The following is a 14,922-nucleotide window of genomic DNA, read 5'->3' as shown; positions in this document are numbered from 1 at the left end:
CAGCGGTGTCTTCCTCTTCAGGTTTCATACCGCAACCGCCACGCAAGCCTGAAGGACCCTGATCCCTACAAGCTGATCTCTCCACCCGCCAGTTCCTTCAGTCTGTCCCAGTCCAGAATGGTAATTTCCTTACCCTGCACCTCGATCACTCCTTCCTGACCCAGTTTGCCCAGCACTCTGGACAATGTTTCCTGAGACGCGCCCAGGATATTGGCCAGCACCCCCTTGGTCACAGCCAGTTTGACCCTGGAGGAGACAGGTTTTTGGGCATGCTGATGCAGCAGATACGTGGCCAGACGCTGCGGGATTTCCTTCAGGGAAAGATTTTCGATGAGCACCGTGAACTCCCGCAGCCGCCTGGACAGAACGGCCAGCATGTTCATCGCCAGGGAAGGGTTGTCCCGGTACAGCTGCGCCAGTTTCGGGCGGGGAAAAAAGTAGAGCAGCGATTCCGCGAGAGCCTGGGCGCTGGCCGGAAACGTCTGCCCCGCGAAGACCGGCACTTCTCCCAGCGGATCGCCCGGCCCGAGAATGTGCAGAATCTGTTCCCGCCCGTCGAAGGATGTCTTGAAGACCTTAACCTGCCCCGAGGACACCACATAGAACCCCGCGCCGTCATCTCCCTCCCGGAACAGCACGGCCCCTTTCCCATAGCGGCGCGGCTCGCTGATCCTCTCCAGCCGAGCCAGCTCTTCCGCCGGAAGCCCCCTGAAGAGGACGCTTCTCCCCATGGTCTCCATGAAGTCCGTCATGCCCCCTCCTGGCGCCTGAAGACAAAGATATTGGCCGAGAACACCTCCGGATCGAAGGCACTTCCCGCATAGTCCGCCGCATGCTCCACCAGACGAAAGCCCCGCTTTTCATGCCCTTCGATGATTTCCCGCGAAGACAGCGGGTACAGGCGCACGGCATCGTCGAAAACTCGCTCCCCGTCCACGTCGAGTCCTGTGCGAAAAGTCAGCCCGCTGGCGGAGATATCCTCGTAAAAGCGGTGGAAAACCGCTCCATCCATGACCTTGGGCGGAAACGTGAAATGCCTGAGCCCCAGCACGTAATCCCAGTTCATGACCTGTACGATCCACGTCCCGTCCGGCTCCAGACAGGCCGCCACATTGTCCACACACGACCAGAATTTCTCCGGGGGCAGGTGTGCCGCCGTGTTGCCGATGGAATAGATAAACGACCACGGACCGCCCAGAACCTGAAAATCTCCCATGTCCAATACATGAAATTCCGCGCCGGAGCCGCTTTCCCGGGCCCGGAAAATCATGGCGGCATCCAGATCGAGGCCCACGGCCCGCATGCCGTCGCGGGCGAAGGCCGCGCAGTAGTCGCCGGTACCGCATCCGAGATCCAGCACCGGGCCACCAGGACGATCCATGTGGCGTGACAGAAAAGCGTACACTCCGGGACTGAAGGGAAAAATCCGGTCATACCAGCGCGCGAATCGGGAATACATGGCGGCCTCCTCATATTGCAGATGCCGCAGGATATGTCCGGCTGCGGCCAAGGTCCAGCCTCCGCGGAGGTGAAGTCTTTCTGTTTTGTCCGGAATCGGCTACGGAATGGGAAACGCCCTTCAAGCTCACTGTACAAGGAGAATGTATGCCCATCGCCCAGTCCCGGATTTCCACGGTCAGCATTACCGAGCCCCGCATACACGCCCTAGTGGAGAGCATCCTCCGGCAGCAAAATACGGCTGTTCTGGGAACCTGCTTCATGGAAATCCCAAGATGCAGCCAGGTGCCTTTCGCTGTCAGCGAGGATCTGCGAACCATCGTCATCATCACGGCCCAGAACACGGCCAAATACGAAAACATGGCCGCCAACCCCAATGTCTCGCTCCTTGTCGCCGCTCCAGCCGCGGAAGAGGCGACGCTTCAGGCCCTGACCGTGACCGCCTTCGCCGCAAAGCCGAAAGGCGCACGCAAGTCGCAGGCCATGGCTCTTTTCATTCGGAAACACCCGGAACTGCGCACCACAGCCTCATCTCCCGATACGGCCCTCGTGGAACTCAAAGTGGACAGCTATGGCCTCATTGCCGATTTTCAGGAAAAAACATGCGTCAGCCTGGGATGAGGACTTCTGGAATGAAAGCGGCCTCGAGAATAATTCCAAATCCGGCTGGCCTCGCACTGCATCCCGGCATTTAAAACTGCCGCCATTGACGCAGTTCCAGATACTCATGGCCTTGTCCGGCACCACATGGGGTAAAATGAGGCCTTGAGCTCGTGGGAACTGTCGGGCAAGGTCCGCTCCATGTCCAACACGAAGCATTCCCCGACATCTGTAAAAAAGCGGGCGACGGCGGTCAGGGAGCGCCTGGCCCGGCGCTACGCCGATCCGCGGACCGAACTGACCTGGACCTCGCCCTGGGAACTCCTGGTAGCCACCATTCTCTCGGCCCAATGTACGGACGCGCGGGTCAACCAAGTCACTCCGGATCTTTTCGCCAGGTGGAAAGGTCCGGCGGAAATGGCCTCGGCCAGTCAGAACGATGTGGAAGCCGTGATCCGCTCCACCGGCTTTTTCCGGAACAAGGCCAAAAATCTGCGGGCCGCCGCCGCAAGGATCATGACCACCTACGCGGGAGAAGTGCCCCGCACCATGGAAGAGATGCTGACTCTGCCCGGTGTGGCCCGGAAAACAGCCAACGTGGTGCTGTCCAACGCCTACGGAGTGCATGAAGGCATCGCCGTGGACACCCACGTCAAACGCATCAGCTTCCGTCTGGGTCTGACCGGGGAAACCAGCCCAGACAAAATAGAACGCGATCTGGTACGGCTTTTTCCCCGGCAAAGCTGGGGTGACATCAACCACTATCTGGTCCTTTTCGGACGCCACGTCTGTATCGCCCGCAAACCAGCCTGCACGGTCTGCGAACTGGACGATCTCTGTCCGCGCGAAGGCGTCGGCCAGTCGGAATAACACCGCGTGCCGGACGCATCCGCACAAATGCCTCAGAGGACGCCGCAGCCCGCAAAAACCGGACATCGCCCGCAATCATCATGAATATCGGTACATTCACCATCCAGCACACCGACGGTGCGGCCCGGGCGGGAGAACTCCTCACCGCTCACGGAGTCATCCCCACGCCCATCTTCATGCCCGTGGGCACCCAAGGCTCGGTCAAAGCCGTCTGTCCTCAGGATCTGAAAGACCTCGGCGCGCGCATCATTCTCGGCAACACCTACCATCTGTATCTGCGCCCGGGCGATGAAATGATCGCCCGGCGGGGCGGACTGCACCGCTTCATGCACTGGGACCGGCCCATTCTGACCGACTCCGGCGGGTTTCAGGTGTTCAGCCTGTCGGCCTTGCGCAAACTGTCCGAAGACGGCGTGGCTTTTTCCTCGCACATCGACGGCTCCAAGCATTTTTTCACGCCGGAAAAGGCCATCTCCATCCAGCGCAATCTGGGATCGGACATCATGATGGTGCTGGACGAGTGCGTGCCCTACGGCGCCGACTACCAGTACACCAGAAAATCTCTGGAGCGGACCACGCGCTGGGCGGCCCGGTGCCGTGCGGCCTACCCTCAGGGCGGCGGAGAGCAGCTTCTGTTCGGTATCGGCCAGGGCGGATTCTTCAAGGATCTGCGGGAAGAGAGCATCCGCCAGCTGCGGGACATCCCCTTTGACGGCTATGCTCTGGGTGGCCTGAGCGTCGGCGAGTCCAAAGCGGAAATGATGGACATTCTCTACCACAGCGCCCCGCTCCTGCCCGTCGAAAAGGCCCGTTACCTGATGGGTGTGGGCACACCGCTCGATATCGTGCGCGGCATCGACGCGGGCATCGACATGTTCGACTGCGTGCTGCCTACCCGCAACGCCAGAAACGGCACGCTGTTCACGTCTGAGGGCAAGCTCAACATCAAACGGGCCGAGTTCGCCGAGGACGATTCTCCCCTCGATCCGCAGTGTTCCTGTTACACCTGCCGCAACTTCAGCAGAGCCTACCTGCGCCATCTCTATCAGGCGCGGGAGATCCTGTCCTACCGCCTGAACACCATCCACAACCTGAGCTATTTCCTGTCCGTGGTCACCGCCGCCAGACAAGCTATCCAAGACGGCGCGTTCCAGTCTTTCAAGAGCCAGATGGAAAGCATTTACGATACATGAATCCATCCGTCCGGGGTCTCAGTCCCGGACCCGTCTTTGGCCCGTTATCGAAGCCTGATGGAGTCAGGCTTCACTTGGGATGTACCCTTTGATTATCAGAATGTTGAAGACAATTTTGAAGCAGGTCGTTTTTGTCCGCCGCCTGCCAACGAGGAAAGTTTTTTGCTCTTCAATCTTGCCAGAATATCATCACTGCGCAGTTTCGCTTCGACCAGCTTGCGTGCAGCACGTTCCCTCCATTCGATAACTCCAGGCGACTGGAAAGAGTCCCATAGCGCTCGCATTGTTGTCATGCACTCTTCTGAAAACTTTTTGAAGTCTTCAACGCTGATGTAAAAGACATCGCCCGTGTGAGGTTTTGCGGCATCATCTAATTTGTCCGAAGTCGAGCAGAACACGACTGAGAAACTTACTCCTGGGTATTTTGCTGCGAGAGTGTCCGGATGGGCCTTGGCCTGAAGTGTTTTATTTTTTGAGATGACCGGATTCTCTCCGGTTGCCGTGTAATCCTCAAAAATAACGCCCTGTCGCCCAAAGATCCACCACGGGTCCGGATCACCGGATCGCTCCGTGTTCCCCGATTCAAAGCCCAGCAGGCAACCGAGCTTGACCTGAGCTGCTTCAAACGACTTCGCCTCCGTACTCGAAAGCCCTTCCCGGATGGCCTGGAAATATTTTTCGATTTTTACGCTGCCGGACTTTCCAAACCGTTCGAGGACACCTTCTATACGCTCGATGCGCTCTCCATAAATGACCTCGACAGGCACTTCCTGCGCTTGGTTTGAGAGCAGCTTTTGAATCTGTTTGAGCCACGGCAACGTACTGGCGCATGAAAAGGCAGCAGAAAAATGTTCTTGAGCCACCTGTGGTTGCTTCGCCTGGTAGGCTGCCGAGCCGGCAAGGTAATTCCAAAGAGCAGAATAGCCCTTCAGATCATCCCCGCCGGCAAGATGGGCCAACACGTCTTTTGCTGAAGAGAGAGCGCTGTCAAAATCTCCGGACCAAAAAGCATCGTGAAATTTCACTTCATGAATAACAGAATCTTGGAGCTGCTTTGCCGATGGTATGGGCGATTGAGTCAGTTCGCCTCTTGTTCGCAGTATATAGTCATCGGCCGATCTCCACTCTTCTCCATGGTCAACGAATATGTCGATGTTATCCCCCAGTTCAGACGAGTTATCGACTTTTGATTGTTCGACACCGAAATTGACTTCGGCCTGAAGTTCCGGATGCAGTGTTTCTCGCTTTTCCGGCATGTGGAAATACTGATGCACCTTGTCGCCGATGATCACCACGAGCGCGTAATCGGTTGATGAACGTGTGCATCTTCCTACCGCCTGAGTTATTCTGGTGCGGATGCGAACCCGGAAGAGAACAGAGGCCCCAAGGCGGCTGATGATGAAGCGCTCCTGCAGATTTGTAGACTCCGGAAGATCATAGATAATCAGGTACCTGCATTCGTCTCCGATCAGATCGATTCCGTCATACCTGTTCGCCAGAACCGCAATGGCGGAACTGGACTGGGTGAATGATTTCTTCGACGCCTCCAATTGTGCGGCGTCAAAGAGGGTATGATCCTGCGTCGTCGGAAGTGCTCCAATGGCTTTTCTGACTTTATCAGTATCGCGGTTGCTTGGGGTGAGGACGAGTGCTCTGTCAAATTTCGTAGTCCAGGAAATCGCAAGACTCAATGAATCCGCTTCATCCCAATTCCGCATAGGAAACACGAAGAAACGTCGACCGATTCCCTGCTTATCCCAGCCCTCTGGAGCAGGTATCCGTTCGATTTTCTTCCGCCCGAAAATTCTTTCCAGATCCCCGCCTTCTCCGAGAGTCGCGGACATATAAATGCGCTGCCGCGCATTCTGAAACGGCGCAAAGCTCTTGGTGGGCGCTATAAGAGGACGAATGAGAATGGAATTGCTGGAGTAATAGAGATGGCAGGCATGGAGGTGATCTCTGATCATGCGCCATCGATAACCGTATTCCTCCGGGCTCTCATCGTCTCTGGAGGCATTGTCAATCGCTGCCGTCAGAGCGGTCCTGCACTCGAGTAAATATGGCGTTGGAACCTTGTTCACGAATGACGTATCAAGCGATCCCTCATTGCCCTGATCGTATCGGAGCTGGTCATTTTCCGTGGTGTAAGGCGCGATGATCTGCCAGATTGCATCGAAGGTGGATTCATCCTGATAGCGCCGGACCTCCAACGACCAGAAACTCGACACATAATTCTCGGCGGCGTGGGCATCATCAAAAATGAGTGTATGGACGTCGCTGAAAAACGGATTTGTGTTGAACAGAGCACTATAGGTGGCAACGCCTATTGATTCGCAATTATTAAAGGCGGTCTTATCGGCCTCCGGGTACTGGTGTTTGGAACCTGAGAAATCAAGAGCGTTGATTCCGTATTTTTCTTTGGCCTGTTCAACGACCTGATGGACAAGCTGTTTGGTAGGACAGAGCAGCACGCATCTCTCTTGTTTCGTTCTCCTACGCCACTCAGCGATCAGGAGGCCAACCAGGGTCTTACCACTGCCGGTGGGCAGCTCAAGTGCTATGTCTGGCTTATCAACGTGCTCCATGTATTTGCGAAGCATGTCGGCCTGCTGCGCAAGAAGCCCTTCTACGGTACGTTCCCTCAGATCACGGAACAACGATTCAGGGTCTTTGATGGATACCGAAGATTTCTGGGGAATTTTAAATGCCATGGAGTAGCCCTCCTTGGGGGAGATGCATGAGGCTGCCAAAACAAAAGAGTTCTGTACCGGCCATGTTCGAAACTACACTGGCACTAAAAATTTCGAGGCCTATGCTACAGTGTTATCTTCTTTGACAGTCCGTTTAAAAATCAAGGGTCATGCCTAGCTGAGTGGATTTTCTCTGAGCATTTTGAGCAGAAGTTTATAACTATCTTCGTTTCTATGGTTAAAGCGAAATTCACATTCTTTCAAATGAAAGTAAAAAGTGTGCTTGGGCAAACCCCTAGGGTGTGTTTGCAAACTATTTGATCCAAATCATTGAAGCTGCCAGGTAAACGAAAGAAAGAAAAGTCTGGGCAAGCTTTTCATAACGTGTTGCCACTCTGCGGTACTCTTTGATTTTACTGAAAAAGCATTCAACAAGGTGCCGTTCCTTATAAAGATGCCGATCATACCGACGAGGTGTTTTACGATTTGAGCGTGGAGGAATAACTACGGTACAGCCTCTTGCTTCAAGAAGTTGAACTAACGGCTCGCTGTCATACCCTTTATCGGCAATGACAGTGCAATCACGAACCCCTTCAAGTAATTGTGGTGCAACACTGATATCCGCGCATTCACCTCCTGTAAGGAAAAACGATACAGGATTGCCGAGCGCGTCTACCTGTGCATGCAGCTTGGAGGTAAAACCTCCGCGACTGCGGCCCAGAGCTTGTCTGTGCTGCCCCCTTTTGCGCCAGCCGAATGTTTGTGGGCATGGATGTACGTACCGTCAATCATTACCGCTTCGAGATCGGGGTCAGACGCCAGAGCGAGAAAGACTGCTTTCCAGGATCCTTTTATCTGCCAACGCCGAAAGCGGGAATACACGGCATTCCATGACCCATACTCTTTCGGCAGGGCCCTCCAGGGAGCCCCGGTGCGCAGCAGCCAGATGATTGCATTTATGAATGTTCGTTTATCTTTGGCCGGACGGCCGCCTTTGGGCGAACCCTCAAGCGGCAGAACGGGCTCAAGCCGTTGCCAGGTTTCATCGGAAATATCGGTATAACACATGTCCAAAAGCTACACCAAACCACGCTGGTTATAAAGTTTGCAAACACACCCTAAAACGAACAAGTCGTGTTTTGGCAAAAGCCCAGAAGCTCTCAATGCCGTTAATGTGTGAGTTTTTATTGGCAAATTCATTGTTGCCATGCTCAACCCGGAAGTGTTTTTGGTAGCCTAGGTCTACGAGACCATCATAGCCGCGCCAGCCATCAGAGTGAATAATACTTTCAAGTTTCACGCGGCCCCGGATGATCCCTTGGAGGGTGATTTTTGAACAGTCCGGGACAATTTCGGTATAAACGCGACCGTCGCGCTTGAATAAGCCGAACACAATAGTTTTACCCTTGGCTCCTCGGCCTCTGACTCCCTTAACGCGGCATGCGCCAAAATAGCTTTCATCAACCTCAACTTCGCCTTGAACAGGAGACTCCGCCTCGCAGAACCGGGCAATCCTCTCTCGGAAAGCAGCCAGATAACGGTTCGCGGTATTACGATTTACCCCGGCTATTTCAGCTATCTGCAGGGCATTCAAATCCACGGCAAACAGCTTCACTATTTGTCGGACTTTGGCCTCTGAAATTCTTGAACGCTTCGCATACTTGTTTTTCATTGTCGTGACTAGCCTTATAGTCGAATGGAGACTCATGGACTAGGCATGACCCAAAATCAAAAATCGACAAAATACCTGTTTGTCAACATGATGGTTTATCCCGATTCTACAATACCCTCCAGATCAACAGGCATTGGCTCAAAATAAATTGGTAATACCTAACAAAAAAAGCGCGCCGCTTGTCTCCAAGCGGCGCGCTTTTCCATTGATCCTGAAAAAACCTATTCGTCTTCGTCCTCTTCCTTGGGCTTCAGATGCTCGGGCACTACCACCATCTTGACCAGCAGGGGCTTCAGAAAGCTCCAGCGGATACCGATTTCATACTCTTCTTCCAGGTCACGGATGGCGTCCCAGCAGTTGTGGCAGGGCGCAATGACGAACTTGGCTCCGGTGGCCAGAATCTGTTCACGTTTCATCTTGAGGGCGATATTGCGCTCCTTGCGGTAGCGGCCGATACCGTTGAAACCGCCGCCACCACCGCAGCAGAAATTGTGCTCCTTGCTGGGCGACATCTCCCGGAAATCCTCGGCAATGTGCTTCATGATGATACGCGTGCATTCGCGCAGTCCGGCGTTACGCACGTAATTGCAGGAATCCTGCACGGTGACGGGTTCCTTGATCTTCTTGGACGGATCGATTTTCAGCTTGCCCGTTTCCAGAGCCTCGGCCACCCATTCCACATAGTGCAGACATTCCACCGGGGGCTTGCCATCGGGCCGGCCAGCCCAGTAGGGCCCTTCGATGACCGTGGCCCGGTAGGCGTGGCCGCACTCCGTGGCCACCATGCGTTTGGGGCGCAGCCGCTCCATGGCCGCATAGACCGTCTCCACCTGCATCTTGCAGGCTTCCCAGTCTCCGGCGAACATGGCCAGACTGGTCATTTCCCAGCCCTCGGAAGGGACGGTCCAGTTCTCTCCGGCAAGATGGAAAAGAATGGCCGCCTCCACGATATCTTCCGGATAGTGCTTGGCCTCGCGGGCATTGATCATGTAAATGAGGTCGGCGTCTTCCTTGTCCACCGGGATTTCCAGGCAGGGCCATTCCTCCAGGGCTTCGTCCACCATCCATTCGCATGTATCCACGAAGTCTTCGGCAGTGACATCCATCTGAGCCCGGAACAGACGGTGCATGCCCGAGCCGATCTTCAGCTCCCACGGCACGAAGCCCTGCGAATTCAGAAGACCGCGCAGGTAGCTGAACATGACACCCATATCGATGCCGTACGGGCAGAAGGAGCCGCACCGGTTACAGCAGGTGCACTTGGACCAGGCCGTGTCCATGCACATGCGCATGAACTCGTTGGAGACCTTGCCCTTCTTTCTGACCATCTCGCCCAGAGTGGACTGGATCTTATATGACGGCACCTGCTTGGGGTCACGGCCGTTCACGCTGTACAAAAAGCAGCTGTCGGCACACAGCCCGCAGTGGGCGCAGATGTCCAGCCAGGTTTTGGTGCGCGACTTCATGGTCTTCTGGATGGTTTCCCACAGCTTGTCGGAATCCACCTCCAGCTTTTCCATTTCCGCGTAATACGTTCTGCCGTTGCTGTCCGCCAGGAGCGCGTCCAGTTCCTCGCGGCTGGCCACCGGCCTTTTATTGCAGAGAGTTCCTTCAGGCATTTCGTTTTCCTCTTGGCTACCAGTCAAAATTGGTCTTCATGCCGCCGCGCTTGATGCCGAAATCCATGCCGATCTGAATGCGGGTGCAGAAGAAAAGCACGATATGCGCCAGCTTGGTGAAAGGCGCGAGCAGCAGCACCGTCACGCCGCACAGAATGTGCAGATTGATCCAGAACGAATAATGCACGGGATTGTGCGCGGCAATGATGCCCGAGCCAAGCAGGGTCAGAATCAGCACCAGCAGCAGGACATCCTGAACATTGGTCAGGATCCGCACCTCGGGCAGGAGCAGACGGCGCAAAGCGATACCCAGACCGCCCAGCAATGCGGCTATGGCCAGAATATCGGCCAGTATCTGCGGCATGGACGGCCAGTCGATTCCCGTGCCGCTTTTGATCATCACGGCATGTCCCTCCAGAAACAGGGGAACCACGACCAGTCCAGCATGCATGGCAAAAAACATGATGGTAAAAATGGGCTTCTCCCGCCAGCTGTGCGTGCCGAAAGGCAGCACCCAGCGGTACACGGAGAGGGCCGCGCCCTTCAGACCATGGGCCATATGAGGTTTGTAGGCCACACGGTCCAGCCTCCAGTCCAAGCCGAGAAAGTACAGGACCACCCGCGCGCCCAGGCCGATGAAGAATACCGCGAAGGCAAACCAGAGCAGCGGTCCAGTCAGTATTTCATACATAGAGATGACTCCTTCGTTGGTCAGACCTATTCTTCTTCCCTGTCGGCGAATCTGTCCTCATCCCGTTCGGTCAGAAATAACCAGAAGGGAATGAACGCCACCAGACCGATAGCCATGCCCACATAGGCCATGCCCTTGGTCCAGAACATGAAATCGTGCATAGTCATGAATTCCATAACCGGACCTCCTTAATGTGCGCCCTTAAATTCGGGGTGTTCGTGCAGAATCGGCAGCTTGCACAGGCAGATCCGCAACACGGTGATTTCCAGGGTGACAATGAACACGGTAAGCAGAATTTCTTCCAGAGAAGGCATGTAGCGCGCCGCGGCCGGAAGACGCCAGTTGAAGGCCACCAGCGAGACGTTCAGTCGGTTCAGCACGATGCCCGCGACCGTCACGATGGAGGCGTAAAAAGCCAGGTTCTGGTTTTTCTCGCGGGCGGCCACTGCGTACATGAGGCAGGGCGTCAGGACGAAACCCAGCAGTTCCACCAGAAACCACGCGCCCCAGCCCGTGGCCAGATATTTCCAGTTGTCGTCCAGGGCCACGCCGATCCACTTCAGATTGAAGTAGGCGAAAAGCACCACGGCCGCAGCCTTGGCAAAACCCAGAGTCACGCCGGGCGATTCCTCGAGATGAGTCGCGTCCATCTTGTGATGCAGATACTTGTGGGACAGGCGGCCCTCAAAGATGACCATGGAAAGGCCGGCCGGAATGCTGGACACGAAAAAGAAAAGGGCCAGATACGGCGAGTACCACAGTGGATGCAGTTTGGACGGAGCGATCAGGTACAGCGCGCCCAGAGACGACTGATGCAGCGTGGACAGGACCACGCCGAAAATGGTCAGCACCAGAGTCAGGGCGTGCGCCCAGGCGCGCAGTTTCTTCCAGTTCAGGGCTTCCCACAGGGCCGGAGAGAATTCGATGGCCAGCACCGTCAGGTACAGGGCCACGCACAGACCCACTTCGAACAGAAAGGAAGTCGGACCGGGATAGATGGTCAGCGGATAGGGCAGCCGGTAATAGCGGCCCAGGTCGTACAAAAGGGCGAAAACCACGAAGGCATAGCCCAGAAAAGCCGTGGTGATGGCCGGCCGCACGGCGGAGTGGAATTTCTTCATGCCGAAGAGATACACGGCGGCCGACGTGGTATAGCCGCCCGCGGCCAGAGCCACGCCGCACAGGAGGTCGAATCCGATCCAGATACCCCAAGGGTTGTCGTCACTCAGGTTGGTTACCGAGTCCAGCCCCATGGTGAAACGTTTGACCGTCAGGATCAGGCCGATGACAAGAATGACGGCGGTCACGATATTCGCGGGAGTCCAGAAGGACTTGCGGGGTGTGGTGTGTTCAGACATGGACACGCCTCCTTACTGCTCTTCCGAGTCGGCGGATTCGGCTTTCCTGCGCGCCTCTTCCGCTTCCTTGAGCGCTTTTTTCACTTCACGATCAATGGCGGCCTGCTTGTCCTTCTCCGCCTTGTCCATGGCCGCCTTGAGCTTCTGCGCGGCCTCCGCCTCGGTCGCCGCCACAGCCTCGGCCACGGCGTGCCTCTGCTCCTCGTCCGCGATCTTTTCCTTGCGCTTGGTCAGGGCGTACGCCCCGGTCAGAAAGACCGGCCACATGCCGACGATGGCCGGAACCACGGACAGTGCGCCGGACGTCAGCTCGGGCGCGGAGGTGACGCCCAGATCCTCGCGCAGACCGATCTTCTCGAAAGGCACGCCGGATATGTAGAGCCAGTTCGTGCCGCCCATCTCCCGTTCGCCGTAGATATGGTTCACATAGGTATCGGGGTGTTTGCGGATGCGCTCCCGGGCGATGTCGATCAGGTCCTCGCGGCGGCCGAAAACCAGGGCTCCGGTAGGACAGTCCTGCACGCATCCGGGGAGTTTGCCCTCCTCCACCAGCGGCTGGCACATGGTGCACTTGCGCACGCGGGGCGTGATAGGGTCGTGGTACTCGTAGGTCGGAATCTCAAAGGGGCAGGCGATCATGCAGTACCGGCAGCCCACGCATTTCTTGGCGTCGTAGCTGACCGCCCCGGTCTTATCCTTTTCAAAGGCGCCCACGAAGCAGGCCGAAGCGCAGGCCGGTTCCAGGCAGTGGTTGCACTGAATCTTGCGGAATACGGGTTTCCCGTCCGTCTCGTATCTGTTGACCACGGTGAAGGTGTCGTGGTGGGTGCGGCGCTTCTTGTCCAGCACGGTCAGATCATCGAAGGGCTGCGGCTGGGGCGGCAGTTCGTTCACCCTGCTGCAGGCCGCCTCGCACTTCCTGCATCCGATGCATTTGGTGCTGTCGAAAAGCACACCGAAGCTGCCGGGATATCCCGTAAAATGATGATTTCCACCGGCAGCGGCCGGAGTCGCCGCCAAACAGGCGCCCGCGCCAGCCAGCATGCCAATGAATTTTCTGCGTTTCATAAGATAGCTCCTCGTTATTACGGCCTTCCGGGCAGGTTATTGCTTCGTGGCGTGGCATTCCACGCAGGCCGTGTCAGCCGGCTTCTGAATTCCCATTTCGCGGTGGCAGCCCATGCACTGCTGGTGGTAGGCGTTCTTCAGCCCCGGCTTAACGCCGTCGGTGTTCTGGTTGTGGCAGCTCGCGCATTTCGGCGGATTGGCCGAGGGCGGACTGTTATGATGGCACCCGGAGCATACGGCGTAGGGGCTGGAATGAAAGTAGGCAGCCATGGCGTCGTCCTTCATGCCTTCCAGCATCTTGCCCACGATCTTGCGATGGGCGAACTTGCTGGGCTGGAACTCATTGGACAGCACTCCGATTTCCACCACGTCGGGAATCTCGTCGAGATTCAGCGTGGTGTCGGCCTTGGGCCGCGCATCGATGATCATGCGGGCGGTTGCGCTTCCGGTGGTCTTGTCCGCCATGAGCGCCGGATCCGCCGTAATATCGACGTGGCATTTGGAACAGCTGGAATCGCTCTTCTGTCCGGTCCGGCCCATGAACGCATGGCAGCCAGCGCACTGCGGCTTGGCCTGGGCCGCAGCATGGCAGCCCACACAGCTGGACTTGGCGCCGACCCGGTGCATGGCCTGCTCCAGAGTCACGAACCCGCCTTCTTCCTTGCCCAGAGAGGTATGGCACTGGGAGCAGGCCATGACGCCTTTGGAAGCGACATTGTGATGGCAGGTGGAGCAGTTCTCGATCTTCTCTTCGTGCAGCTTGTGATTGAAAGGCACCGCATTGATGGGCACAGGCTGGCCGGCATTCTTCACGGGCGCCATGAGCAGGGCGTAGTCGGACTGTCCGGCTTCGAGGCGGGGCACATCGGCGATCTTCTTGAATCCGGCACGGACAGTGGCGTCATGACAGCCCGCGCACTCGAGCGGCCCGGTGGCCTGCTTGGCCTTGCCGATCTCCATATGGCAGGACAGGCATTTTTCGTGAGCCTGCTCCTTGTTCTCGGCGAAAGACAGATCGCGCTTGTCCGGCTGGTCCTTGGTGTGACACTTGGAACAATTTTCTTTCTGGCCGGACGCGGGAAGCACCATCTTGGAAGAAGAGTGGCGGTAATGCAGGGACTTGTCGAAAACAACGGGTGTCCGGACGGATTCCGCCGGGCCGGTATGACAGCTCCGGCACTCGCCGCTGCCAGGGCCGCTTTTCTTGCCGGCCTTGGCCGTCTCGATATGACAGCCTATACAGTTCTCATGGTAGATGGCCTTGATTTCAGCGGCGTCAGTATCTTCCTGGCGTTTGAACCTGGCCGCGACCTTGCTTCCGGACACCGTGTGACAGGTCTCGCATTTCCCTTCCACGGCCCGTGTGTGCTTGTCGTGCTCGAAGCGAACCACAGGATACTCGAGCGTGCCGAACTTTTTGAGCGTATCGATGGAGACAAGGTCCGCCCCCATCCGCTTCATCGCGTCCGGCTCCTGTTTTCCCCCCAGAGCGTTCAGACCGAACCCAGCCACAGCCATGCCCACGCACAGGATCCCAGCCCATCGCAGCAGTGGTCTTCCCTTCTCCATAGTGAAAATCCTCTGTTGAAATCCGCCCCCGGAAAATTCCGGAAATCCAAAACCGGAAAAACTTCTTCCAGTGCCCCGCACCTGAAACATGCCTTCACGCCGCTGAAAATGCGTGAAGCCACCACGCGGCAAAG

13 protein-coding genes and 2 pseudogenes are annotated in these 14,922 nt (G+C 56.6%); 3 read left to right on the top strand and 12 right to left on the bottom strand.

Features of this window, described 5'->3' with window-relative positions:
• Nucleotides 1-65 precede the first annotated feature (65 nt).
• Nucleotides 66-752 (bottom strand): Crp/Fnr family transcriptional regulator, encoded by a 687-nt coding sequence (locus tag AXF15_RS08170; RefSeq protein WP_066605826.1) that lies wholly within the window; start codon nucleotides 750-752, stop codon nucleotides 66-68.
• The gene (locus AXF15_RS08165; RefSeq protein WP_151192329.1) at nucleotides 749-1,459 is read right to left on the bottom strand and encodes a class I SAM-dependent methyltransferase; all 711 of its coding nucleotides are present in this window, start codon (nucleotides 1,457-1,459) and stop codon (nucleotides 749-751) included. The genes AXF15_RS08170 and AXF15_RS08165 overlap by 4 nt, the downstream gene beginning before the upstream one ends.
• A 146-nt stretch (nucleotides 1,460-1,605) precedes the next feature.
• On the opposite strand from AXF15_RS08165, the gene AXF15_RS08160 reads away from it, so the two are divergent.
• The 3 genes from AXF15_RS08160 to tgt all read left to right on the top strand — a co-directional run bounded on the left by AXF15_RS08160 (nucleotide 1,606) and on the right by tgt (nucleotide 4,121).
• Nucleotides 1,606-2,079 carry a pyridoxamine 5'-phosphate oxidase family protein gene (locus AXF15_RS08160; RefSeq protein ID WP_066605818.1) on the top strand — a complete coding sequence of 158 codons (474 nt, stop codon included), beginning with the start codon at nucleotides 1,606-1,608 and terminating at the stop codon, nucleotides 2,077-2,079.
• Between the two features lie 180 nt (nucleotides 2,080-2,259).
• Nucleotides 2,260-2,928, top strand: a complete 669-nt coding sequence (nth, locus tag AXF15_RS08155) for an endonuclease III (protein ID WP_066605815.1) — start codon at nucleotides 2,260-2,262, stop codon at nucleotides 2,926-2,928.
• Nucleotides 2,929-3,005: 77 nt separating this feature from the next.
• Complete coding sequence (gene tgt / locus AXF15_RS08150) at nucleotides 3,006-4,121, top strand: tRNA guanosine(34) transglycosylase Tgt (protein WP_169793678.1); 1,116 nt, start codon at nucleotides 3,006-3,008, stop codon at nucleotides 4,119-4,121.
• Between the two features lie 95 nt (nucleotides 4,122-4,216).
• On the opposite strand, the gene AXF15_RS08145 is transcribed toward tgt, so the two are convergent.
• The 10 genes and pseudogenes from AXF15_RS08145 to hmcA all read right to left on the bottom strand — a co-directional run bounded on the left by AXF15_RS08145 (nucleotide 4,217) and on the right by hmcA (nucleotide 14,788).
• Nucleotides 4,217-6,832 carry a DEAD/DEAH box helicase gene (locus AXF15_RS08145; RefSeq protein ID WP_066605800.1) on the bottom strand — a complete coding sequence of 872 codons (2,616 nt, stop codon included), beginning with the start codon at nucleotides 6,830-6,832 and terminating at the stop codon, nucleotides 4,217-4,219.
• Nucleotides 6,833-6,985: 153 nt separating this feature from the next.
• A pseudogene (locus tag AXF15_RS14030) lies at nucleotides 6,986-7,105 on the bottom strand (IS1595 family transposase); the annotation flags it as partial.
• 19 nt (nucleotides 7,106-7,124) lie between these two features.
• Nucleotides 7,125-7,879, bottom strand: a protein-coding gene (locus AXF15_RS13520; protein WP_236884749.1) for an IS5 family transposase whose coding sequence is annotated in 2 segments (ribosomal slippage) — nucleotides 7,125-7,546 and nucleotides 7,546-7,879 — 756 coding nt in all. Because the reading frame shifts where the segments join, the coding sequence is not laid out codon by codon here.
• A gap of 49 nt (nucleotides 7,880-7,928) precedes the next feature.
• Nucleotides 7,929-8,483, bottom strand: a pseudogene (locus tag AXF15_RS08135) (IS1595-like element ISDeor2 family transposase); the annotation flags it as partial.
• A gap of 221 nt (nucleotides 8,484-8,704) precedes the next feature.
• Nucleotides 8,705-10,102 carry a sulfate respiration complex iron-sulfur protein HmcF gene (gene hmcF / locus AXF15_RS08130; RefSeq protein ID WP_066605792.1) on the bottom strand — a complete coding sequence of 466 codons (1,398 nt, stop codon included), beginning with the start codon at nucleotides 10,100-10,102 and terminating at the stop codon, nucleotides 8,705-8,707.
• Between the two features lie 16 nt (nucleotides 10,103-10,118).
• Nucleotides 10,119-10,793, bottom strand: coding sequence for a sulfate respiration complex protein HmcE (hmcE, locus tag AXF15_RS08125; protein ID WP_066605789.1), 675 nt, complete (start codon nucleotides 10,791-10,793; stop codon nucleotides 10,119-10,121).
• 26 nt (nucleotides 10,794-10,819) lie between these two features.
• A complete protein-coding gene (gene hmcD / locus AXF15_RS08120; protein ID WP_066605788.1) occupies nucleotides 10,820-10,969 on the bottom strand; it encodes a sulfate respiration complex protein HmcD in 150 nt (49 codons plus the stop codon).
• 12 nt (nucleotides 10,970-10,981) lie between these two features.
• Complete coding sequence (hmcC, locus tag AXF15_RS08115) at nucleotides 10,982-12,151, bottom strand: sulfate respiration complex protein HmcC (protein ID WP_066605786.1); 1,170 nt, start codon at nucleotides 12,149-12,151, stop codon at nucleotides 10,982-10,984.
• A 12-nt stretch (nucleotides 12,152-12,163) separates the two neighbouring features.
• Complete coding sequence (gene hmcB, locus AXF15_RS08110) at nucleotides 12,164-13,219, bottom strand: sulfate respiration complex iron-sulfur protein HmcB (protein WP_066605778.1); 1,056 nt, start codon at nucleotides 13,217-13,219, stop codon at nucleotides 12,164-12,166.
• 36 nt (nucleotides 13,220-13,255) lie between these two features.
• Nucleotides 13,256-14,788, bottom strand: coding sequence for a sulfate respiration complex hexadecaheme cytochrome HmcA (gene hmcA, locus AXF15_RS08105; RefSeq protein ID WP_169793630.1), 1,533 nt, complete (start codon nucleotides 14,786-14,788; stop codon nucleotides 13,256-13,258).
• Nucleotides 14,789-14,922 lie beyond the last annotated feature (134 nt).

The sequence above is a fragment of the Desulfomicrobium orale DSM 12838 genome (assembly GCF_001553625.1).
GTDB lineage: Bacteria > Desulfobacterota > Desulfovibrionia > Desulfovibrionales > Desulfomicrobiaceae > Desulfomicrobium > Desulfomicrobium orale.
The sequence above is the reverse complement of the archived record's forward strand: the minus strand, read 5'-3'. Positions and strand labels throughout refer to the sequence as shown.

Bases quoted from the DNA above. Each gene is read 5' to 3' on its own strand.
- hmcC (WP_066605786.1), bottom strand. From the start codon at position 12,151: ATGTCTGAACACACCACACCCCGCAAGTCCTTCTGGACTCCCGCGAAT.
- hmcD (WP_066605788.1), bottom strand. From the start codon at position 10,969: ATGGAATTCATGACTATGCACGATTTCATGTTCTGGACCAAGGGCATG.
- hmcA (WP_169793630.1), bottom strand. From the start codon at position 14,788: ATGGAGAAGGGAAGACCACTGCTGCGATGGGCTGGGATCCTGTGCGTG.
- AXF15_RS08165 (WP_151192329.1), bottom strand. From the start codon at position 1,459: ATGTATTCCCGATTCGCGCGCTGGTATGACCGGATTTTTCCCTTCAGT.
- hmcB (WP_066605778.1), bottom strand. From the start codon at position 13,219: ATGAAACGCAGAAAATTCATTGGCATGCTGGCTGGCGCGGGCGCCTGT.
- AXF15_RS08160 (WP_066605818.1), top strand. From the start codon at position 1,606: ATGCCCATCGCCCAGTCCCGGATTTCCACGGTCAGCATTACCGAGCCC.
- hmcE (WP_066605789.1), bottom strand. From the start codon at position 10,793: ATGTATGAAATACTGACTGGACCGCTGCTCTGGTTTGCCTTCGCGGTA.
- AXF15_RS08145 (WP_066605800.1), bottom strand. From the start codon at position 6,832: ATGGCATTTAAAATTCCCCAGAAATCTTCGGTATCCATCAAAGACCCT.
- AXF15_RS08170 (WP_066605826.1), bottom strand. From the start codon at position 752: ATGACGGACTTCATGGAGACCATGGGGAGAAGCGTCCTCTTCAGGGGG.
- hmcF (WP_066605792.1), bottom strand. From the start codon at position 10,102: ATGCCTGAAGGAACTCTCTGCAATAAAAGGCCGGTGGCCAGCCGCGAG.
- nth (WP_066605815.1), top strand. From the start codon at position 2,260: ATGTCCAACACGAAGCATTCCCCGACATCTGTAAAAAAGCGGGCGACG.